Annotated in this window: 19 protein-coding genes; 11 read left to right on the forward strand and 8 right to left on the reverse strand. The window is 58.4% G+C overall.

The window, feature by feature from the left end; translation table 11 throughout:
• The first annotated feature begins 1 nt into the window (after nucleotide 1).
• The 4 genes from EJV47_RS26235 to EJV47_RS26250 all read left to right on the forward strand — a co-directional run bounded on the left by EJV47_RS26235 (nucleotide 2) and on the right by EJV47_RS26250 (nucleotide 5526).
• The gene (locus EJV47_RS26235) at nucleotides 2-535 is read left to right on the forward strand and encodes a hypothetical protein (RefSeq protein ID WP_126696186.1); all 534 of its coding nucleotides are present in this window, start codon (nucleotides 2-4) and stop codon (nucleotides 533-535) included.
• A gap of 23 nt (nucleotides 536-558) precedes the next feature.
• The gene (locus EJV47_RS26240; RefSeq protein ID WP_126696187.1) at nucleotides 559-1089 is read left to right on the forward strand and encodes a hypothetical protein; all 531 of its coding nucleotides are present in this window, start codon (nucleotides 559-561) and stop codon (nucleotides 1087-1089) included.
• 110 nt (nucleotides 1090-1199) lie between these two features.
• On the forward strand, nucleotides 1200-2855 hold the full coding sequence (locus EJV47_RS26245) for a site-specific DNA-methyltransferase (RefSeq protein WP_126696188.1): 1656 nt from the start codon (nucleotides 1200-1202) through the stop codon (nucleotides 2853-2855).
• A gap of 10 nt (nucleotides 2856-2865) precedes the next feature.
• Nucleotides 2866-5526, forward strand: a complete 2661-nt coding sequence (locus EJV47_RS26250; RefSeq protein WP_126696189.1) for a DEAD/DEAH box helicase — start codon at nucleotides 2866-2868, stop codon at nucleotides 5524-5526.
• A 37-nt stretch (nucleotides 5527-5563) separates the two neighbouring features.
• Here EJV47_RS26250 and EJV47_RS26255 read toward each other — a convergent pair whose 3' ends face one another.
• Nucleotides 5564-6157, reverse strand: coding sequence for an ImmA/IrrE family metallo-endopeptidase (locus tag EJV47_RS26255; RefSeq protein WP_165903945.1), 594 nt, complete (start codon nucleotides 6155-6157; stop codon nucleotides 5564-5566).
• 15 nt (nucleotides 6158-6172) lie between these two features.
• Nucleotides 6173-6541 carry a helix-turn-helix domain-containing protein gene (locus tag EJV47_RS26260; RefSeq protein ID WP_126696191.1) on the reverse strand — a complete coding sequence of 123 codons (369 nt, stop codon included), beginning with the start codon at nucleotides 6539-6541 and terminating at the stop codon, nucleotides 6173-6175.
• A gap of 121 nt (nucleotides 6542-6662) precedes the next feature.
• Here EJV47_RS26260 and EJV47_RS26265 point away from each other — a divergent pair, with 121 nt between their 5' ends.
• From EJV47_RS26265 to EJV47_RS26280, 4 genes are read left to right on the forward strand one after another with little or no spacing between them, the layout of a single operon-like run.
• Nucleotides 6663-7811: a CBASS cGAMP-activated phospholipase gene (locus EJV47_RS26265; protein ID WP_126696192.1), complete on the forward strand. Its 1149-nt coding sequence runs from the start codon at nucleotides 6663-6665 to the stop codon at nucleotides 7809-7811.
• A gap of 17 nt (nucleotides 7812-7828) precedes the next feature.
• A complete protein-coding gene (locus EJV47_RS26270; protein ID WP_126696193.1) occupies nucleotides 7829-9286 on the forward strand; it encodes a CBASS cGAMP synthase in 1458 nt (485 codons plus the stop codon).
• A gap of 20 nt (nucleotides 9287-9306) precedes the next feature.
• Entirely contained in the window at nucleotides 9307-9501 is a 195-nt protein-coding gene (locus EJV47_RS26275) for a hypothetical protein (protein ID WP_126696194.1), read from the forward strand.
• 11 nt (nucleotides 9502-9512) lie between these two features.
• A complete protein-coding gene (locus tag EJV47_RS26280; RefSeq protein WP_126696195.1) occupies nucleotides 9513-9791 on the forward strand; it encodes a DUF3892 domain-containing protein in 279 nt (92 codons plus the stop codon).
• Between the two features lie 78 nt (nucleotides 9792-9869).
• Here the strand turns inward: EJV47_RS26280 and EJV47_RS26285 are convergent, their stop codons facing one another.
• The 5 genes from EJV47_RS26285 to EJV47_RS26305 form a co-directional block, all read right to left on the reverse strand.
• Complete coding sequence (locus EJV47_RS26285) at nucleotides 9870-11234, reverse strand: Fic/DOC family protein (RefSeq protein WP_126696196.1); 1365 nt, start codon at nucleotides 11232-11234, stop codon at nucleotides 9870-9872.
• Nucleotides 11234-11506, reverse strand: coding sequence for an antitoxin VbhA family protein (locus EJV47_RS26290; RefSeq protein WP_126696197.1), 273 nt, complete (start codon nucleotides 11504-11506; stop codon nucleotides 11234-11236). The genes EJV47_RS26285 and EJV47_RS26290 overlap by 1 nt, the downstream gene beginning before the upstream one ends.
• Nucleotides 11507-11588: 82 nt before the next feature.
• Nucleotides 11589-13841: a type IV secretory system conjugative DNA transfer family protein gene (locus EJV47_RS26295; protein WP_126696198.1), complete on the reverse strand. Its 2253-nt coding sequence runs from the start codon at nucleotides 13839-13841 to the stop codon at nucleotides 11589-11591.
• A 27-nt stretch (nucleotides 13842-13868) separates the two neighbouring features.
• Entirely contained in the window at nucleotides 13869-14903 is a 1035-nt protein-coding gene (locus tag EJV47_RS26300) for a DUF5712 family protein (protein ID WP_126696199.1), read from the reverse strand.
• Nucleotides 14904-14910: 7 nt separating this feature from the next.
• Nucleotides 14911-15468: a BfmA/BtgA family mobilization protein gene (locus EJV47_RS26305; protein ID WP_126696200.1), complete on the reverse strand. Its 558-nt coding sequence runs from the start codon at nucleotides 15466-15468 to the stop codon at nucleotides 14911-14913.
• Between the two features lie 885 nt (nucleotides 15469-16353).
• Here EJV47_RS26305 and EJV47_RS26310 point away from each other — a divergent pair.
• From EJV47_RS26310 to EJV47_RS26320, 3 genes are all read left to right on the forward strand, one after another.
• Complete coding sequence (locus EJV47_RS26310; protein WP_126696201.1) at nucleotides 16354-17121, forward strand: ParA family protein; 768 nt, start codon at nucleotides 16354-16356, stop codon at nucleotides 17119-17121.
• Nucleotides 17121-17594: a hypothetical protein gene (locus EJV47_RS26315; protein ID WP_126696202.1), complete on the forward strand. Its 474-nt coding sequence runs from the start codon at nucleotides 17121-17123 to the stop codon at nucleotides 17592-17594. The genes EJV47_RS26310 and EJV47_RS26315 overlap by 1 nt, the downstream gene beginning before the upstream one ends.
• An 870-nt stretch (nucleotides 17595-18464) precedes the next feature.
• Nucleotides 18465-19409 carry a replication initiation protein gene (locus EJV47_RS26320; RefSeq protein WP_126696203.1) on the forward strand — a complete coding sequence of 315 codons (945 nt, stop codon included), beginning with the start codon at nucleotides 18465-18467 and terminating at the stop codon, nucleotides 19407-19409.
• A 26-nt stretch (nucleotides 19410-19435) separates the two neighbouring features.
• On the opposite strand, the gene EJV47_RS26325 is transcribed toward EJV47_RS26320, so the two are convergent.
• Nucleotides 19436-20257, reverse strand: a complete 822-nt coding sequence (locus tag EJV47_RS26325; protein WP_126696204.1) for a hypothetical protein — start codon at nucleotides 20255-20257, stop codon at nucleotides 19436-19438.
• Nucleotides 20258-20284: the final 27 nt, after the last annotated feature.

Genomic DNA, 20284 nt, shown 5'->3' on the forward strand with positions numbered 1-20284 from the left:
TATGCAAGACCATTACGAACTTCCCAGCGAAGACGAGTTTGACGAGAACCGTCCGCATGATTCGGAAAAACAGGAAAGCGACGCCCAGGAGCTAGATTTTCTGGCCCGACTAAAACAATTGTCGGACGACGCGCAGCAGGAGGCCGAAGGGCGGCAGGGCGCTTTTGCTTTCTCGCCCGAGGAAGAGGCCGAAGACGAGCCTTTCGGGGCTGAGTTTGCCGGCGACATGCATAACCAGCAGGAGTCTTACGACTTGTACTACGCTATTCGGCGTCTGCTGATGCAGGGACTGCCGCGCGGCGAAGAAAACAAGGACCTGCGCCAAATGGTGTACGACGAGAAAAACCTGCTGCTGCGCGACGGCGTGGACCGCCCGGCAGGTGGCGGCACCATCGGGGCCGATAGCCGGCAAGGCAAACCTTCGCTCGCGCGGTCGGCCTACGAGAAAACCCAGGCCTGGGCCAACCGGGGCGGCAGCGCCTACGACATCTTCCTGGAATACTACGACCTCAATAAGCAAATGCGCTTCCGCTAGTCGGTACCGCTTCGTAGGCCACCATGTGGAGCCAGGAAGAATTTAAAACAGCAGTACCACTGGTTGTAGCGGTAATAACGGGGCTGTTCGGTGCCGTAGTAGCCGTGCTTACGTGGAAGCTGACCGGGCGTCGCGAGCGGCTGAAGCTCCGGCAGGAACAGCAGATGCAGCACTACAAGTCCATGGAGGACCTGTATGCCAGCCTACTGGAAATGATGCACGAGGGTATTCGCTACACGGAAGCCCGGCTGAACTATGACGAGTACTATCAGTCGATGTCGTCGCTGCTGTCACGGGCCATGCTGAAGGCACCTGAAGAAGTGCTTGAGCAGCTGCAGCTAGCCTGCGACGCTTTATCGGCTTGGTCGTCGGAATACCGGCAAGGCTTACCGCTCTTGGTAGGCAATACAGGTCTTGCGATGGTATCGACGCAGGACTTTCCGCATCAGGAAAAAGCGCGAGAACTGCGGCCCTTGCTCAACGACGAGCTGCACAAGCTGAACGCCAAGATGAAAAAGGACCTCGACAGCCGCCGCAAACAGCTTCCAACCTAGCGCCCATCTTTACCCCGCAGCCCTAGCCGCTGCAATTTTTACCACCAGTTGCAAAGCGCAACGCCCGGTCTCGGGTGGCTTTGTTTGCTTACTCGCCTTACGCCTGCCCCATGCCTACCCTCCACTGGATTGGTAAAGACAAAGTCATCAATCACCACCAGGACGTTCCGTTCCGACTTCTTGACCACCAGTACGGTGCCCGTGTCGACGGCTCGCAAACCGCAGAGCCCGCCGGCAGCGGCAACCGCATCATCCACGGCGACAACCTCGAAGCCCTGAAAGCTCTGCTGCCCGAGTACGAGGGCCGGGTGAAGTGCATCTACATCGACCCGCCCTACAATACCGGGAAGGAAGGGTGGACTTATAACGACAACGTCTCGGACCCGAAGCTTCGCAAATGGCTGGAGGTTACGCTGCAAGCAAAGTCCGCAGGCAAGGATGCTGGCATTGGAGTCGATGACCTCTCGCGTCATGACAAATGGCTTTGCATGATATATCCACGCCTAAAGCTGCTTCATAAACTGCTCAGCGAGGATGGAAGCTTGTGGATTTCAATTGACGATACTGAATGCTTCAACCTGAAGATGACGCTCGACGAAATCTTTGGGCTTGATAATTTCATTGCAGACATCATCTGGAAGAAGCGGGACAGTCCACCAAACGATAGAACCATTGGTTCTATCCATGAACACATTTTGGTGTACGGTAAGGCGAAAGCAGGACCGGGCAAGAAGACGTTAGCAGAAGAGCATTTCAACCTGCTCCAACGTACCGAAAAGTCGAATGCAGATTATAAGGTATTTGCTGAGCCCAATGGCCCCGACCCTAAAGGACCCTTCCGAAAAATCGATACAACGGCCAACGGAAAGGGCGGACGCTTTGTAGCAAGCTTATTTTATGGAATCATCAATCCCTACACCAAAGAAGAAGTCTTTCCACGGCAGGGCACTTGCTGGCGTCATAATCAGGAAGAAATGAAACGGCTGGAAAAGGAGAACCGGCTGTACTGGGGGGTGAAAGGAGAAGCAAAAACTCCCATGCGTAAGCTGTATCTGTCTGAAACCCGGCAAGGAATGACCATTCCTTCCATCTGGTACGACATTGCGCTCAATCAGCACGGTTCAGGAGATATAGAGAAAATATTCGGTGAGAAAGCAGCCTTTGACACGCCCAAACCGGTTGATTTGATTCAGCAGATTATACATATCGCCACCGACAAAGACTCCATCGTCCTCGACTCCTTTGCCGGCAGCGGAACTACGGCCCACGCCGTGCTCAAGCTCAACCAGCAGGACGGCGGCAACCGCCGCTTCATCCTGACGGAAATGGAAGACTACGCCGAAACCATCACGGCCGAGCGAGTAAAGCGCGTGATAAATGGCTACGCCGGCCAGCCCGGCACCGGCGGCAGCTTTGACTACTACACCCTGGGCGCGGCCGTTTTCACCGAAACCGGCGAGCTGAACGAGCAGGCCGGCCTGCCGGGCCTGCGCCAGTATATCTACTACGCCGAAACCAAGCAGCCTTTGCCGGCCCTCTCGGCCGAAGACAATGCTGCCTTTCTGGCCCTGTACGACGATACGGCCTACTATTTCCACTACGCGCCCGACGAAGTCACTACCCTCGGCCACGACTTCCTGGCCACTATGCGTACCCGGGCCAGCCAGTACATCATCTACGCCGATAACTGCCTGCTTACGCCTGAGTTCATGACCCAGCACGGCATTATTTTCAAGAAAATCCCCCGCGACATTTCGCGCTTCTAGCCCCCTGCCGATGGAGCTCAAACCCTACCAACAGGAGGTCATCACCGACCTCGCCCGCTTCCTCGACTGCGTGCAGGCTACCAAGCGCCTCCCCGACGCCTTTCACGATTTCTGGGCCACGCATCCGCGCACGCCGGTGAAGCCGTTTCCGGGCACGGCCATTGAGCCCTACAAAAACACGGTGCCGGGGGTGCCCCACGTCACCATAAAAGTGCCCACGGCCGGCGGCAAAACCTTCCTGGCTGCCAACGCCCTGCGCACCATCTTCGGGGCATTTCCGCCCGACCGCCCCAAGGCGGTAGTGTGGTTGGTGCCTTCCGTCACCATTCTGGAGCAGACGCTGCGCAACCTGAAAGACCCCGGCCACCCCTACCGGCAGAAAATCAACACCCACTTCGCCGGCCGGGTGGAGGTGTACGACAAAGCGGCCCTGTTGCAGGGCAGCGGCTTCTCGGCCAGCTCTGTGCAGGAGCAGGTAAGCCTGGTGGTGCTCAGCTTTGACTCGCTGCGCGCCCGCAACAAGGAAGACCGCAAGGTGTACCAGGAAAACGGCAACCTGCAATCTTTCGGCTCGCTGCTGGGCGATGAGGAAGACATTACGCTGATGCGGGTGATTCAGGCCCTGAACCCGGTGGTGGTGGTCGATGAAAGCCACAACGCCGAGAGCGAGCTGAGCGTGGATATGCTCAAGAACCTCAACCCCGCCTTTATCCTCGACCTGACGGCCACCCCGCGCAAAAACAGCAACATCATCAGCTTCGTGGACGCCCTGGCGCTCAAAAAAGAGCACATGGTGAAGCTGCCCGTCATCGTCTACAACCACAACGACCGGACGGAAGTCATCAATTCGGCCCTGCAGCTGCAGCGCAACCTGGAGCTGCAGGCTAAGCAGGAGCAGAAGGCCGGCGGGCGCTACATCCGGCCCATCGTGCTGTTTCAGGCCCAGCCCAAAACGGCCGACAACACTACCTTCGAGCAGCTGAAAAAAAAGCTCCTCGACTTAAAAATTCCCGAAAGTCACATTCGCATCAAGACGGCCAGCCTCAACGAGCTCAAAAACGAGGACCTGGCCTCGCCGAAGTGTGAGGTGCGTTACATCATCACGGTCAACGCCCTAAAAGAAGGCTGGGACGCTCCGTTTGCCTACATCCTGGCTTCCCTGGCCGATAAATCGTCGGCCGTGGACGTGGAGCAGATTCTGGGCCGGGTGCTGCGCCAGCCCTACGTAGCTCCGCACGCCGCGCCCATGCTCAACATGAGCTACGTGCTGACGGCCTCCAGCAAGTTTCTGGAAACGCTCGACAAGATTGTAGTGGGCCTGAACAAGGCCGGTTTTAGTGCCCGCGACTACAAGGTGGCTGACCCGGCAGCGCTGGCTCCCAAACCCGACCCGCTGGCCACCTTCGTGCAGGCCCCGCTGAACTTCGACGCGCCGCCAGCTCCTACAGCGGCCGACGACCTGGCCGACATCGACATGCGTCGCATCACGCCACTGGCACCGACTACCGACGAAGCCGCCGCGCCCGTAGCAGTAGCCGAGCCGCTAGCTAGCCTGCCGGCCGCTAACGGCTCGGTGCAGGCCATTGCCGAAGCCGCCCTGGCCCAGCAAGCTGAGTTTGAGAAAACCGTGGCCGCCAGCACCGCCGGCGGGGCTGCGCCCGTACCCACTGCGCTCCAATCCCTCGTGAAAACCTATCCCATCAAGGACATCTTCCGCGAGCAGGCCGCCGCCCTGGTGTTGCCCCAGTTCTTCTGGAAGAAGCCCGCCGCTACGCTTTTTGATAGTGGCGAAGGCAGCCCGGCCGTGCTGCTGGAAAAGGAGTACCTGCTCGAAGGCTTCCCGCTGGGCAAGGCCGACACCAACATCAAGTTCGACGGCGTGTCGGCCGAGCTCTACCGCGTGGACCTCGACGAAACCAAGAAGGAGGCCACACCCACCTTCATGCGCATCGACGGCGACGCGAAGGAGCGCATCATGGCCTACATTCTGGACCCCAGCCGCAAAGACAGCCGGGTAAAGAACTTCACGCGCCGCATCCTCGACCTCATCGGCAACCTCTACCCCATTGCCGACAAGGAGATTGAGCGCTACGTGAAGCGTATTCTGGAAGACTTCACCGACGAGCAGTTCACCGACTTCGCCAACCACGAATACACGTACACCCAGAAAATCAAGGACAGAATCCGGCAGCTTTCGGAAGACTACGCCTACAAGAAGTTTCGCGACTTCCTGGACCAGGACAAGGCCTTTATCCAGCCGGCCTACACCTTCCCGCTGCAGATTTCGCCGGGCGACACCAGCAAGGACATTACCAAGTCGCTCTACGAGCAAGAGGGCAAAATCAACGGCTTCGAGGAGCGGGTTATCAACGAAATAGCCAACCTGCCCAACATCGCCTTCTGGACCCGCAACCTCGAACGCGGCAAGGGATTCCGCATCAACGGATTCCTCAATCACTACCCCGATTTCATCATCCAGACCAAAAGCGGCAAAACGCTGGTGGTGGAAACCAAGGGGGACCACCTGGACGCGGAGCAGAAAATCAAGCTGGGTGCCACTTGGGCGCAAAAAGCTGGTAATGCCTACCGCTACTTCATGGTGTACGAGCGCCGAGTAGTAGACGGGGCTTATAAGCTAGATGACTTCCTGAACACCGTACGGGAAATTTAGACGACGTGTGTCCTCGGGTGCTGCTTGACTATGTAGGTTAAGACCGCATATAAGCCAATTGGCGTTTAACGCCGGTTCGGTTGATGCGCAGTTGTACCATCTGGGCACTGGCTTGATAGTGTTCCATGATGGCAGCGTTATCCCACCCTTTACTCAACGCGTACAGCAACGCGGCTCGGGGCAATAGTAGAGTCCACCCGAGGCAGTCTGCTTCCAACTCCTGTTCCTCCGGGTAAAGCCGCATGTAATCGGGCAACCCATTACCTGTATCGATGGCAGATAATTGATGTCCACAAAGAATGTGCGCAACCTCATGCATTACATTACTTTGCTGCCGTGCCGGCGAATGCACCCCGTTGTGAATAATAAGGTGGGTTGATTGCTGAGACGGGTGGTACGGCATAGTAAGCGCCGACCAGTGCTTTCCGCTCGGATGGCAGAGTGTAGTTAAGCTCTCCGATGAAAGCCCAACCAACTGCTGGGCCACGACGACTTTGATGCGCAGGTGCTCACACAGACGGAAAGCACACAAGGGCTCATACGGCTTCAAGCCAAGTTCTTGGCGCAAGGATTCCGCTTTTCGCTCCGCGGCTGCGGGGAAACCGTGGGGGAGTTTGGACTTCGCTGCCACCGGGACGCTACTTTATTAGTGCCCAAGGGCCTCCTGGCTCACTTGCCGATAGGCAAGCTGAATCATTTCTATCAGCGCCTGCGCCGTTGCCTTGGGCAAAACGCGGTCGGCCCGCAGGTGAGCCACAATTTTATCGCTTCCAGCGGCGGCTGATTCGGCGGCCGTAGCGGTTTCGTCGGTAGTGGTGAATGTATCGGTAGGGACGTTTAACCATTTGCAGAGCTGCAAGAAGGTATTCACGTCTGGAACGGAGCCTTGCTCAATTCGCGAGAGAGTGGAGGCGCTGACTTCGCCTATCTCCTGGGCTACTGCTCGTAGCCCGCGACCCGCTCGCTTGGATTTCACCATCGCGGCAAGTTTGTCAGTGTCAAGTTGTACGCTCATGATGGGCTAGTGACATTGTTGCGCAAAGAAAACATTTGTTTCACCAATGGAACAATTGTTGGGGGTGTTTCGTTCGTGAAACAGTCGTTTCGCAAAGTAGACAGGCGTACCTTTTATACGCATGCCAAAACGCAACGGCGGCCTTTCTCCTGCACAAAACAAACCTAAATCCCTTGAAATGAATTCTACCCCTCCTTCGCCGGACCGGCCTTTTCGCATTTTATCCCTCGATGGTGGGGGAATCCGTGGCCTTTATACCGCTCGATTCTTAGCTGACTTGGAAGCGCAACTGCAACGAGACGGCCAAGAACATACTTCTCTCTACCAACACTTCGACTTAATCTGCGGTACGTCTACCGGCGGCATCATTGCGTTGGCGCTGGCATTAGGCATGCCGGCTCGGGAACTCGTTCACCTGTACTCGCACCACGCCAAGGACATTTTCGGTGCTGGCCGAAATCTCGTTTCCTGGCTGGGTACAGCTCGGTACTCCAATAAGAAACTGGAGGCGCTGCTGAAGGAGAAGTTTGCCCCCTACTCTCCAGACGGCAATACCCGACTGGGACACGCACGCACCCGGGTTTGCATTCCGGTGTTCAACGCTGTGTCGGGCAAGGTGAGCGTGTACAAAACCTGCCACCACAAAGATTTCATCCGGGACTACCAGATGCCGGCTTATCAAGTTGGCATGTCTACGGCCGCGGCCCCTACCTATTTTGACCCCTATAGCCCGCGTTATCTCGCCGATGTAACGGAAGAAGAGGTTATCATTAGCCACAACGTGGACGGCGGCATTTTCGCCAACAACCCCGCCCTTATCGGCCTGACCGAAGCCCACGGCTGCTTGGCTGTGCCGTGGACCAATATCCGGCTGCTCTCCATCGGCACCGGCCGGCAGGCCTTCACGGAGCGCCCCGAGCAGCGGTGGTGGGGTCTGTTTTACTGGGCCAACAAAAAGCGCATCCTGGACATGATACTTCATGCCCAGGCCGACCACACCGATAGCGTCTGCCAAGTGCTCAGCCGGGGCGCCGGCCGCGAGGCTCCGCAAGCTTTTTTGTACGAGCGGGTTCAGTTCGACTTTCTCAACAAACAGGAATACGTCGATTTAGACACCACCTCCCCGGCAAAGCTCAAGGCATTGCAGGAGCGGGCCAGCAACCAGTTCCGCGAACGGGGCCGGCGCATCATTGATACTTTCTGTGCCGAGCCAACGGCTGCGTTTGCTCCCTGCCGCTCACTGAGCCAGCCCGCGCTGGTAGCTGCTTAACCACTGAGTCCGTTTTTATGGCCAACTGCAACAAGCTGTTTCTGGACTTCAACCAGAACCTGAACGTGCTCAGCACGAAGAAAACCAAGCTCAGCACTTCCAAAAAGGAGCTTCGCCGAAAAATTACCGACCACTTCAAAGAGCACCACCCGGACTACAAGCCAAAGTTCTTCACGCAGGGCTCGCAGAAGCTGGGGACAGTAATTCGCATCCACGACGACACCTGTGACCTTGACGACGGCGTGTACTTCTTGTGCAAGCCCGACGTGACAGCTACGACTTTGCAACGCTGGGTATACGAAGCCGTGGAAGACCACACCAGTGAGCCGGCCCAGTGGCGGAAAAAGTGTATCCGGGTGACTTACAAGGCCGATTATCACATCGACCTGCCTGTTTACTACATGCTGGAAGACGAGGACCATCCTCATCTGGCGGTGAAGAACGAAGGCTGGCAGGACAGCGACCCGAAGGAGTTTATCACGTGGTTTCGCAAGCAGCGCGATACCAAGGGACAACTGGTGCGCTTGGTGAAGTACCTGAAATCGTGGTGCGACTGGTGCGCCCACAAAATGCCCAGTGGGTTGTGCATGACGGTGCTGGCGGAACGCAACTTCGTGGCTAATGACCGCGACGACTGCGCCCTACGTGCCCTTCTCAAAGCCATTCGAACCGACCTAAAGCGGGAATGGAAGTGCACCATGCCCACCACGCCCCAGGATGACTTGCTGAGCAAATACTCCGACGAGCTGAAGCGAAATTTCTTCGATGCGCTGGACGAGTTTATTGATGATGCCGACGAGGCGGTAGACGACGAAAAGAACCAGTTGAGCGCCAGTAAACTCTGGCGGCACCACTTGGGCCCACGCTTCCCTGACGGGCTCGATGAGGATGTGGATGCCAAAGAAGCCAAGCTGCGCGCCTCGGCCGTGCTCATCAACAGCGGGCGCGCAGCCACCACAGCTGCCGTTGGTATCACTACCCGCGGCCACGGAGTGCCCAACCAATCACACCGCTTCGATGGAGGGCGCCAATTTCATCCACTGGCGCGACAGGGCAAAGACTGGTTTGCCGTGTTTCATCGGGAAAAGCAACTGGTCGAGCGGCACTATCCAGCTTTTCGGTGCCAGCTGAAGCGAAACGCATTGACCTGCCGCGGGGAGGTATCCTCGCCCGGTGGCGAAGGCACTTACCATATCAAGATTGACTACACTCCTGGCCGGCCCCCGAAAGTGTTCGTGCTCAATCCAGACATTGAATACCGGCACCACGCCCTCACGCACTTTTACCCGGCCGACAATAGCCTGTGCCTTTACTATCCCGGCGACCTAGCCTGGTCTGACAAACACCATCTGTATGACAAGACCATTCCGTGGCTTGCCGAATGGCTGGTCTTCTACGAGCTGTATCAGATTACGGGCCGATGGGAAGGCCCCGCCGTGGACCATCGCCTTCACAATCAAAACACCTCTTTTTAACTTCTTCACTTCCTTTTTACATGACTCGCAATTTTCCAACCCCCAGCAATGAGCTTGCTGCCGTGACCAATACCATTGGGCAAGCGGTGCAAGCTTCAACCTCCGCTTTTCGCTTTTTAGGCTCGCTCAAAGGGGACACCCGTGCCGTCTTGGTGCTGCTGCTCTCGGTGTGCGGCCTGCTCTGGGCCATCAACTATTTCTCTACCAAGCGCTAATCCTTGCCATTATGTCTAACCGCATTACCCACATTCGCAAGCCGAACGCGAACAGCTCTCACGAGCACATCACCCACATCAAAGGCCTAAACACCTCTGGGCAAGTTTTTGAATCAACCGTCGCCGTCGTAATAGCCAACCTCAAATCCGGCAACTACAAGTACCACGTGCAGGCGGCCGGACGTACGATTAACGTAACCCATCAGAAAAGCGCGGCCGGCAACGAGTACATCAAAACGGAACCGGATTCCACAACAAAAGACAACCTGTTGAGCTTGCCGCAATTTTAATTGAATTGCTGGTGCTAATCTCTAAAGCTCTGGCCGTAAACGGCCAGGGCTTTACTCATTTTAAGCTGATTTGTAACTCTAGCGGTCTATGCCACCGGTCCCGCGACTTTGAACACTAGCTTCCCGGCGTTCCTGCTCCAGGGGCATTTTTTCCATAATTCCGACTGCACTTTTTAGTTCGCTCAGTTGACTACTACCGCTCAGTGCCGGAATCCGGTCAGCCGCGTGGATGGACTTACCAACATTTTCCCGGTTCAACCCACCGATAAAGGGTGTGCGCTCAACGTGCCGGGCTACTTCCTGAAGCCTAGCCGCGTCCAGCCCTTTCCCGTGCTCGCGCAGGCCTAGTGCTACTTGCTCAGCAGCCTGCTTGAAAACGGCCTGAGCCTCTTCGTGAGTTTTGGGCAGCCCGAGCACCTTTTCAACATTAGATTCTTTCATCACGGCTAATGCTTGAACCTGCTCAGCCGCCACCCGAAACCGCCTGGCATCCGTTTGGTCCTGCCGCGCATCTGGGCCCTGCAACGCCGGATGCTTGGTAATCTTCTCCGCTGCCTGCTGAAACTGCTTTAAGTGGCTCTGAATTGCCGCGAGGTTTAAGTTCGTTGCCTCTACCCCCTTCCCTACCGCTACGCCCTTCTCATAATTGCCAGCGCCGGGCATGTTGGCCACGATGTCCATCACCCGGTAGCCGGTTACCTCCAATTCGCGCCGGGCATCCATAGCTTTCATCTCCGGGGACAACGCGGCCAGGGGACGCGCCTGGCTGGGGTTGCGCCGTTTCTCGGCTTCGAGGCCGGGCGCCGGGCTGATGACCTGCTCAAACATGGCTTTCAAGGCCTGCAAGTTCTTCGCTGCCTCCTCAGGAGCATGCGGGCGCACGATGGCCAGGTCACGGGCCCGGTTGAGCGTGGCCGGGTCAATGCGGGCAAAGTCGACCTGATAGCCGGCTTCTTGGCCCAGCTGCACAAACGTGGCCTGTAGCGTGCGGCCGTTGCCGTCCCGAAAGGCGTGGGTGTGGTTGTACTGGTCGAGGTAGTAGGCCGCGCGCTCGGCGAACTTCTCCTCCGACAGCCCCTTCAGGTAGTTCTCCTGGCCCAGCTGCGCGCCGATGGCGTTCAGCCGCTGCTCAATCTCCTTGTAGGGCGCGTAGGTCATCGTTTCCTTGAAGCCGGTAACGTACGTGGGCTTGTGCCCCTGAAACTCCCGGTCGGCCCGGGTTTCGCCGGCCCATTGGTAGACGCCCTCAAACAGCTTCTGGTGCACCTGTTTGAGGTGGGCGTGGTCGTAGCGCCCGCCGGGGATGCCGCCCTGCAGGTTGAGCCGCTGCAGACGCAGCAGCGAGGAGTCGGTTTCGGCCTGGGCCAGCTGCTGGGGGTCGGTAATGCCCAGCCGGTTTATCCGTACGCCGTTTTCGTCGCTGAATCGGTCGCCGGCTACCATTAGCGGGTGGCTTGGTCCTCGGGGCTGGCCGAGGCAGCGCCCGGCTGGTAGCGGGCCAGCAGCAGCGCGTCGTTGAGCTCAATGGCCTCGTCAATGCTCAACTCACCGTCCACGTACCGCTGCATGATGGCCACGCTCTCCGGACTCGGCGCCGGGCCGTTGCTCATCAGGATGGCAATGGAGTTGTTGGCGCCGCGCTCCCGCTCCTGGCGGGCCGCGAGCTGCTCGGGGTCCAGGCCGGCCGGGGCCGGCGTAAAAAAGCTCTTCATCATCGGAATGGAAGTCTAGGTGTTGGGTACTTACTCAACAGCAAAAAGCGGCTTAACGTCCCTTTTTGCGGGGTTTCCGAGGCTATTAGACCTCATTCTTGCTGGCTCCTGCTAAAGTATTTGCGTGCAGGGCCAGGGTTTCTTTGACCTGCTGGCTGACCTGCCGGTAGTTCTCCTGAACCACCACCGAGAGCGTGGCGGCGCTATCTTCTTCGCTGTCGCCGAACGTGGCCACCGGGTACAGCGGGAAACGCTCCGGGGTGGCATCGGCCCGGGAGATGACGCCTTGGAAGAAGGTGCGCTCCGTTTCCACGGTCTGCCCGATAAACTCGCCCTGCTGCAGGCTGATGGCGTCCTGCACCCGCACCAGGTTGCGTTCCTGGTAGCTGGTGCTCAGGTTGGAGCTATGACTACCGTGGCTACCGGCTCCGCCCTGGCTCTTGCCGGTGCTGGTGCTGTGCATCTGCTTGTCCTCGCGGCCCACGAGCTCGGAAATGAACTTGGCCGTGTCGAGCGAGTTGACCTTGCCGAAAAACTGGTTGTTGAGGTTGGAAACCATAACCTTCATCTTTTCAGGACCATAGGCATCGGTCATTTGCGCCAAATCCTGGGTCATGTAGATGGTGGCCACCTTGTTGCTGCGGGCCGTGGCGGGCAGCAGCTCCAGCCCCGGCACGTAGACCGTGGCCGCCTCGTCGAGGAACACGTAGCTGCGGTGCTTGTGCTGCTGATTCATGAGCTTGATGGCCACTGTGATGATGCAGCTGACTACCGGCGAGAAGGTTTCCTTCAGTGTCGGGTCGTTGCCGATGCAGAGCAGCGCCGGCTGCTTGGGGTCGTTCAGGTTGAGCGAGAACCCCTCCCCTTTCGCCTCGTCGGGCGTGAGCACCCACACAATTTCCGGGGAGTTGATGCGGTTCAGAATCACCTGGAGCGTGCCCACCACGGCGGCTACCTGCTTCTCAGCCCGCTGCTCCACCGCCGTCACAATGCTGCGCACCATGCCGGCGCACTCGGGGTCGGTTTCCAACATCGAGAGCACGTGCTTGAAGTCCTTGTGGATGGCCGTGGCCACTACGTGGGGGATGGTGCAGTAGCGCGGGAAGTGCTTCTTGTAAAACCAGATAATGCCCGTCAGGTAAGCCACCGCGCTGATGTCGAAGAATTCCATCTTGCGGATGCTGGCCGGGTTTAAGTTGTTGATGATGGCCCGCGAGTATTCCTCGGCAAAAGCCACCACCGGCATGTCTTCGGCCCGCAAGGGGTTAACCCGCTCGCTACGCGTCAGGTCGCGGAAGTTGATGACGTGCAGCACCACCGCCGGCTCAGGCTCCCCGTTGGGCAGGCGCCGCGGCGCAGCTTGCTGGCGCCCGGCCAGCTCCAGCGCCTTCTGCGCCGTTTCCGCAAGCACCGGAAACTTGAAGTCGTAGATGAGCCCGGCAAAATTCTTGGCCGCCAGCTGCTCAATCACGGGCTCCCCGATGGAGTACGTTTTGCCCGCGCCGGCGCCGCCCAGCACCAGCACGCCCCGGTAGGGATTGGGTACGTTCACCCAACCGCCCCCTTCCGTGGGCAAGCTGAACCCATCGGGTGTATCTACCTTCTTGCGCTCCACGCTCAGCCCAAAATCCGGGCTTTTGGTCAGCGCCCGCAGCAGCCCCACCACAAAGCCGCTGGCCAGCACCAGCGCCGCCGTCACGGGGTAGCCTACCCGGATAAAGCCGGCCGGGTACGAGGCGATGCCGAGCAGTACGTAGGCGCTGAGCAGGGCCAGGCCCGCGCAGCTGGCCACGACGATGCGCACGGCCTGGGGCCGCGGCGGCTTGCGGCGGGCCTGCCCCGGTTTACGCGCCGGCGCCGGTTGCAGGAATATCAGCGCCAGGGCTACGAGCAGCAGCAGCCCCCGCAGGTACACGCCGGCCGCGTCGTAGAACCGGCCGGCCTTCACCAGCACCTTCTGTTGAAATCCCTGCCCGGCGGTGGCCACGCGCAGGGCCGCCGCCCCGCCCGTATGCACTACCTGGTCGCCGGCCTGGCTCGTAGCGGTGGCCAGCTCGGCAGCCGGCTTGCCCACCACGGGCGCCGCTTGCCGCCGCAGCCGCGTGCGCCGCGCTTCGGCCCGCTGCCGGTTGAGTACGGCCAGCCGGGCCGCCAGGCGCTGCCCGGGCGTCAGCCGGGGAGCCTGCGCGGCCTGGCGTTGCGCGGCCCGCGCGGCGGCCAGCTCGGCCGGGTGCAGCAGCACGTACCACTCGCCGGCCAGCAGGCCTAGCAGCAGCAGGGCCAGGATGAGCAAGACGGATTGCGAAGCGGCCGCGGGCCGAGGAGGTTGGTGTAGCATGGGGGTAGGAAAAAGAATAGGGCGGGCTTACATCTCGATATCCAGCTCGGCGCTGCGGCGCCCGGGCTTCTCGGCCACCTGCTCGGTGCGCTCGTCCCGGGTAGCTTGGGCGTTGCGCACCAGGTGTTGCACCGCGTGCAGGGCCGTCACCGCCTGGCGCTGCGGGGCCGGGGCCTGCTCCCGCCCGGTGCGCAGCAGCTGCAGGGCGTTGTCGATGGGCCGGCCGTCGCGGGCGCGCTCCTCCACCCGGCGCAGCATCCGGTAAAACGTCTTGTCAAACTGCCGGGCCTGGGCAATGGCCTGCACCTGGTCCGGCGCCAGGTGCTGCTCCCGGGGCACCAGCTGGTTGATGGCAGCCACGCGCCCGGCAATCTTATCCAGCCGGCCGGCATCGTGAGCCGGGTCGCGTGGCCGGGCTGCCTGGGGCCGCAGCTTCTCGTGCGCCTGGGCCTCGTAGCCAAACTGCTGCTCGAACTGCCGGCCGGCCGCCGCTTGCCAGCGCATCAGGTCAAACCGCTGCCGGCGCCCGCCGGGGTTGAGGGTCAGCTTTTGCTCCCGGTCGCGGGCGCTGACAATGATGTGCACGTGCGTCTGCAGGCCCGCGCGCTTGGCGCCGGCCTTGGCCGTGCCCGCCACCACCTCGGGGTCCGTTCCCCGGTGGGTGCGGTCCTGGTGGAGGATGGCTCCCCATACCAGGCTTTGGCTGTCCAGCTGCCGCCCCCCGGGCAGCCGGAAGTTCTGCGCGTACTGGTCCATAACCTGCCGGGTGTACGCCTTGAGCTTGTCGGGGTCGTTGCCGATGTGGGCCAGCTCCTGCTCGCTGGGACTCAGCACCAGCGAGTAAAATTTAGCCTCCGCAGCCCGCAGTCCTTTCACGTTGGAGTAGATGCGTTGCAGCAGCTGCGCGGCGCCGAGCTCGTCCGAATCGGCATTGAAAAACGTTGCTTCCTGCCCCTCCCCTACCGCTTCGTGCTGCAGATAATTCAGCGTTTGCGCGCAGCTGCCGGTATTGGTATACGCCGCTTTGCCGTGCGTTTTGGGGTTGATAAGTTTGACGTACATCGGCCTTTTAACCTGCTTTAAGTCCGCTGGAAGCAGCTCCATTTTCTCCCGATTGCCCCGGCTCTACCTGGCTTTCTACTGGCGCCTGGTGCTTTCCCGGGCCCTGTTTGCGGGCGGTCTGCAGCGCTTCTTTTACCTGCCTGTCTACCGCTTCTTCGTTGCGCTGGCGTAGCAATTGGAGCGCCTGCTGCTGCCGCTGCAGCTGCACTTCGCTGAGCGTTTCCAGCTGCGCGTTCAGGTTGCTCACCAGGATTTCGTTCATGCGCAGCACCCGCTCCAGCGTGATGCGGCTACGCAGCATTTCTTCCAGCATGGCCGTGAGCAGCGTGCGCTCCTGCTCCTGCATGAAGCCGAAGACCCGGTCACCCAGCTTTTTTATCTGCTGCATGATGAGCTGCCCTTCGCGCGCTTCCGTGGCGCGGGGGTCGAGCCCTCGGGTAGCAAAGTACTCCACGGCCGCACTGGTGTAGGCCCCTAGGCTGGCGCCGACTTCCGCGGCCGCCGCGTCGGCTTTGCGGTAGGCAATGCTGTCGAGGGTAACCCGTTTGCGAAGCGCTGTGCTCATGACATGTATGTTGTTGGCAGGCTCGCGGCCCACATTTACACTTGTAAACCAATTACTTACATCCAGATGGCCCGCTAAAACAGCTCTGCTGGTTTATAAACGACTCAGGAATAGCGCGTTAGCTCTAAGCCTGAGTTGTTCTTCTTGCTAAGACCATTCTACAGTTAGCAATAAGTTAGTAAGAAGCTAGTACGGAGCTTTGAACATTAGTGTTAGCTCCCGGGGCACTTCGCTTTCATTTGCCATCTAGGTTCTGAATCGAACCCGTTGCAACAGACTATGCACCCAGGCTCCTCCGACACCTGCTTTGGCTAATTGCTGGTTGCTGGCTTTGATTCAATTTTGCCGCATTGCAGCTCAAGGGCACGCCGACGCGGGTTTTAAGCTGCTGGATTCAAATCAACAGTTCTGCAATTCTGCATTTCTGTTGCTGAAATATGACACCTGCTAGCTCCAACTGGTCGCTTGTGCCGCAATTCTGCTTTTCTGTAGTTCTACACTTCTACAAGTTGTGCCCTTACGCGTCGGCTCCCTGCTTTCTACTTTTGTGCAAATCTGTTGTTCTGTTGTTTTGTATTTCTGTTAAATTCACGCACTCACTAACTACCCGTCCCATCTAGCTGCGGTTCTGAAAAAACACACTTCTGCAAACCTGTTTTTCTGTTGTTATGTGATTCTGCTTCTTTGTTATTTAACTTTTCTGCAACTTAACAGAACCGCATGACGCCAGAAAAGCAGAAATGATTTTCTGGCTAAAAACACTTCTGCTTTTCAGCAAAAGTGTTGTTCTGCGCTTCTGGCTTTCTGCTTTTCTATTACTTTTGGTTTATTGTCCTGCCGGCGCGTTGCCCCGGTACCCACCTACGCCTCAACCCCACACCCACTATGTCCAAGGTTATCAGCTTTGCCACCCAGAAGGGGGGCTCCGGTAAATCCACGCTGGCTCTGGTGCTCGCTGCCCCGCTGGCAACGGAGTATGGCTTGCGCATCGCCGTCCTCGACTGCGACTACCAACAGAGCATTGTCAAGACCCGCGAGCAGGTGGACGCGGCCAACTTCGCCAAGCTGCGCGAAGTCAACCCCGATGCCCAGTATCCCTACGACGTGTACCCCTGGCAGCTGAGCCAGATTTTTGACTTCATCGATAATCCCGAGCACAACTACGACCTCATCATCATCGACGTGCCCGGCCGCGCCGACGGCGACGACGTGTTCAACGCCCTGACGGCCTGCGACGCGGTAATAGTGCCCCTGGTGTCGGATTACCTGGACCGGGCCTCTACGGCCGAATTTATGACCATCCTGGAGGCCATCAAGAAAGCCGCCGACGACGCCCAGATTGACTTCCAGTACTACGGCCTGCCCACCAAGCGCGTGGCGGGGCAGCGGGAGGAGAAAGAGATGGACGACTACATCGACGGACTGGGCCTGTCGCGCTTCAACTCGTACCTGGGTCACCGCAAGGCCTACACCCGGGCCTCGACGCTCTACAGCCTGCTCAATCCGGCCTGGTCGCGTTACGCCGGTGGCTCCAAGGACACAAGTGAGGAAATCCGCCGCGTGTGCGAGGAGCTCATCGAGCGTCTCGGCCTGCCTGACCGCCGTCCCGCCGCGGCGACTACTGTATCCACTGCTTCAACCTCCGCGAAATAATGGGCTTCGAGAAACCGCAAATCACGCCGCGCCGCCGCATTGAAGTACCCGAAGAAGCCCGCCAGCAGGCCCGGGCCGGGATGGGAGGGGAGGCCACTCGCACGGCCACCACGCCGCCGGCGCCGGTGGAGCCCGTGGCGCCCCCCACGCCCGCAGCTGCTCCGGCAGTTGCCGCTCCTGCACCCGAACCCGTAGCGGCGGCCTCGCAGCCAGCTGCGCCGGCTGCCGCTCCCGTTCGTACCTCCACGCGGGGCCGTAAGCCCGCTGCGGCCGCAGCACCAGTCCCGGAGGCCGAAGTGCCCCTGCATACGGTGCAAATCGCCAAATCCGTGGTGCAGGAGATTAAGATGAGTTTGCTGCTGGTCACGCCCGGCCCGGATACGCCGACTACCATCAAGAATTACCTGGAGGCAGCCCATCGGCACTACGATGCGCACCTGCGCAAAACCGGCAAGTTGCCGCCGGCCAAGTAGGGGAAGGGCCTTTTGGTCGACCGAGTACCAGCAGCTCCTTCGGGGGCTGCTGGTGTTTTGGGCGGTGGGGGAGGGGAGAGGCCCGGGCTTGCGGCCGCTGGCTTTCGGCTACGCTCACTTTTTATAAGCAGTGGCTGGCGGGCGTCAGGGTCTTACCAGTTTCGTTCGCGGCGGCTGCTTTCTGTCAGATGGCCTAAACAGCCTGCTCGGGGCAAAAGGAGGGCTTTACTGCGGCGAAGGCCTTGGGGTTGCACTTATAAAACGTGCTAGTTGGCGGCTGCAGAGCCCGCCCGGACTTATAAAACGTGGTAATTCACTGTTAGTTAATAGTTAGTATAAAGTTAGTAAGCGTCTTTTTCACCTTAAAAAATGTTGGAATGACTTATAAAAAGTGGTGCAAAGCATCTATTCCCACTGCAGCTTCTCGATGCTGCAGTCGCTTATAAAACGTGAGATTAACTTTGAATAGGGAAGTAATTACTTTGAAAAGTGCAATCCCTTGATGACGTCGGTTTTCCCATGCTCGTTGTGTTGTTTTCTTGTTTGTTTGGCTGGTGGTTTGCAACCGGCCACTTAAAAGCTAATCGTAGGGGGTACAACAACTCTTGTGAGTTATTTGCTATTACTTGTTCTATTTGTAGGGCTCATAACTCACTGATACACAGCAGTAAATAATGGTATAAAACCACTTTTTATAAGCGAAAAACCACTTTTTATACCTTTTATTACCACGTTTTATAAGCGAAATCTCACGTTTTATAAGTCCAAAGACCACGTTTTATAAGCGAAAAACCACGCTCAACTACCACTGTGGTTTTTTACTTCCCTGTCACGTACTTTTGCCTTATCCCGCGTTCTTATCCCGAATTTATGAAGCCTGAAGATACCGCCGTTGTAGTCGTAGAGCCCACTCCCGTCGTTCGCCAGCACAATGCCATCACACAGGCCCGCTACGACTACACGGCCTGCCAGCTGGATATCTTCTTTTACCTGCTCTCCCGCCTGCGCCGGGATGACACGCCCGACCAGGAGTACACCATTTACGTGAAGGACGTGGAGGCGCTCACGGGCCGTCAGTGGAACTACCAGCAGCTGCGCGAGGCAACGGCCGATATGGGCTCGCGCATGTTCGAGGTAGAAAACGAGCGGACTTACCAGCAGCTGTGGATGTTTCAGCGGGTGGAGTACATCAAAGGCAAAGGGTGCCTGCAGATTCAGCTGGCGGCACCAATTCGCCCCTACCTGTTTAACCTCAAGGAAAACTTTACTTCCTACCAGCTGCATTCGGCTCTGAAGCTGAGCAGCAAGTACGCCAAGCGGATTTACCAGCTGGTGAGCCAGTGGAAGGACAAGACTTCGACGCGCACTTACCCGCTGGACGAATTCAAGCAGATGCTGCACCTGAAAGACCCGAAGGGCAAGGAGCCGGAGCTGTTTCAGAACATCAGCCAGCTCAAAGCCCGGGTGCTCGACATTGCCGTGCGCCAGGTCAGTGAGCACACCGACCTCAAGATTGACTACGAGCTGGTCAAGAAGGGCAGAGCTTACGACGCGGTACGCTTCACCATCGCCCGCCAGCATCCCCAACAGTTGCCCATTCCGTTCGAGCAGCCGGCGGAGGATGCCCGCGCCTTCGCGGCCCGGCAGCACCTGGACGCGCTGGGCATTACCCAGCCGCAACTCGTGGCCACCATTCTCGGCGATGCCAAGCACCTGGACCAGCTGTTCAAGTTTACCTACCAGTTGAAAACCGACAAGGTGAAAGCCACCAAGAACCCCGGGGGCCTGTTTCTGAAAATCTGCGGTCTGCGGTAGCCATTCTGCCCAGCGGGTGACAACCGCTACGCAGCCAGTTCTTCCCCAACAGCTTTCCAGATGGAAATCATGGGGAACGTGGGCAGTTCGTGCTTGGCTTCCCGCAAGGCAGGAATCAAATGGATGTAGTCGAACATAAACTTGGCCAGTACAACCATGGCCACGCCAACCGATGCCTTGGCCATTTCTGTTTGCTGCTGCAGGCCGCCGCTCTGCTGAATCTGAATGATGCTGAGGCGGCTGGAGTGGGCGTAGCCGCAGAGAAATTTGTACTGCTGCTTGAAAAAGGCTTCCTGAAAGCCGGCATTGACGGCGAGAACCGCCCACCCCTTGTCAATTCGCCATTCGCCCTTTAACACCATGTTCTGGTGTTTGGGAGTCAACGCTTGAAAGCAGGGCGACGCCTTGATTTCCGCCTGCAAATCCGCAATAGACTTGGCTTCGCTTACCTTTAAATCAATCTGAGACTGATTCTTGGGGTCAAATCCAGCTCGGTCGGTAAAGCCACCGAGATGCCAGCACGCGAACCGAAACCTGAGCTCCTCCGGGTCCTGTGAGGCCACGAATACATGATGCAGGGTTAAGTAGGTCTCAAGGGCGGCTCTTACCAGGATGGCAATAGAGGCGAAATCCACTTTAGTGCCATAAAGCTGCTCTGCGGTCAGTAGCTGGTAGCCCTTAAAGAGGTGGCGCACGGAAAGGCAATGGTGTATAATTTTTTGGCCCAGTCCTTCGGCGTAGTAGATGCCCGCAATGTCAGCGGGCAGTTTCTGGCCCTGCAAGCGATTCCCGATTTCGATGGCTCCGTTAAGCAAAAGGTCAAAATCGAGTTCATGGTTAGCTTCCATACTACCGATAAGGGCTAAGCGTCGAGG

The organism is Hymenobacter gummosus, from assembly GCF_003970915.1.
Classification (GTDB): domain Bacteria; phylum Bacteroidota; class Bacteroidia; order Cytophagales; family Hymenobacteraceae; genus Solirubrum; species Solirubrum gummosum.

Bases quoted from the DNA above. Each gene is read 5' to 3' on its own strand.
- EJV47_RS26235 (WP_126696186.1), top strand. From the start codon at position 2: ATGCAAGACCATTACGAACTTCCCAGCGAAGACGAGTTTGACGAGAAC.
- EJV47_RS26240 (WP_126696187.1), top strand. From the start codon at position 559: ATGTGGAGCCAGGAAGAATTTAAAACAGCAGTACCACTGGTTGTAGCG.
- EJV47_RS26245 (WP_126696188.1), top strand. From the start codon at position 1,200: ATGCCTACCCTCCACTGGATTGGTAAAGACAAAGTCATCAATCACCAC.
- EJV47_RS26250 (WP_126696189.1), top strand. From the start codon at position 2,866: ATGGAGCTCAAACCCTACCAACAGGAGGTCATCACCGACCTCGCCCGC.
- EJV47_RS26260 (WP_126696191.1), bottom strand. From the start codon at position 6,541: ATGAGCGTACAACTTGACACTGACAAACTTGCCGCGATGGTGAAATCC.
- EJV47_RS26265 (WP_126696192.1), top strand. From the start codon at position 6,663: ATGCCAAAACGCAACGGCGGCCTTTCTCCTGCACAAAACAAACCTAAA.
- EJV47_RS26270 (WP_126696193.1), top strand. From the start codon at position 7,829: ATGGCCAACTGCAACAAGCTGTTTCTGGACTTCAACCAGAACCTGAAC.
- EJV47_RS26275 (WP_126696194.1), top strand. From the start codon at position 9,307: ATGACTCGCAATTTTCCAACCCCCAGCAATGAGCTTGCTGCCGTGACC.
- EJV47_RS26280 (WP_126696195.1), top strand. From the start codon at position 9,513: ATGTCTAACCGCATTACCCACATTCGCAAGCCGAACGCGAACAGCTCT.
- EJV47_RS26285 (WP_126696196.1), bottom strand. From the start codon at position 11,234: ATGGTAGCCGGCGACCGATTCAGCGACGAAAACGGCGTACGGATAAAC.
- EJV47_RS26290 (WP_126696197.1), bottom strand. From the start codon at position 11,506: ATGATGAAGAGCTTTTTTACGCCGGCCCCGGCCGGCCTGGACCCCGAG.
- EJV47_RS26295 (WP_126696198.1), bottom strand. From the start codon at position 13,841: ATGCTACACCAACCTCCTCGGCCCGCGGCCGCTTCGCAATCCGTCTTG.
- EJV47_RS26300 (WP_126696199.1), bottom strand. From the start codon at position 14,903: ATGTACGTCAAACTTATCAACCCCAAAACGCACGGCAAAGCGGCGTAT.
- EJV47_RS26305 (WP_126696200.1), bottom strand. From the start codon at position 15,468: ATGAGCACAGCGCTTCGCAAACGGGTTACCCTCGACAGCATTGCCTAC.
- EJV47_RS26310 (WP_126696201.1), top strand. From the start codon at position 16,354: ATGTCCAAGGTTATCAGCTTTGCCACCCAGAAGGGGGGCTCCGGTAAA.
- EJV47_RS26315 (WP_126696202.1), top strand. From the start codon at position 17,121: ATGGGCTTCGAGAAACCGCAAATCACGCCGCGCCGCCGCATTGAAGTA.
- EJV47_RS26320 (WP_126696203.1), top strand. From the start codon at position 18,465: ATGAAGCCTGAAGATACCGCCGTTGTAGTCGTAGAGCCCACTCCCGTC.
- EJV47_RS26325 (WP_126696204.1), bottom strand. From the start codon at position 20,257: ATGGAAGCTAACCATGAACTCGATTTTGACCTTTTGCTTAACGGAGCC.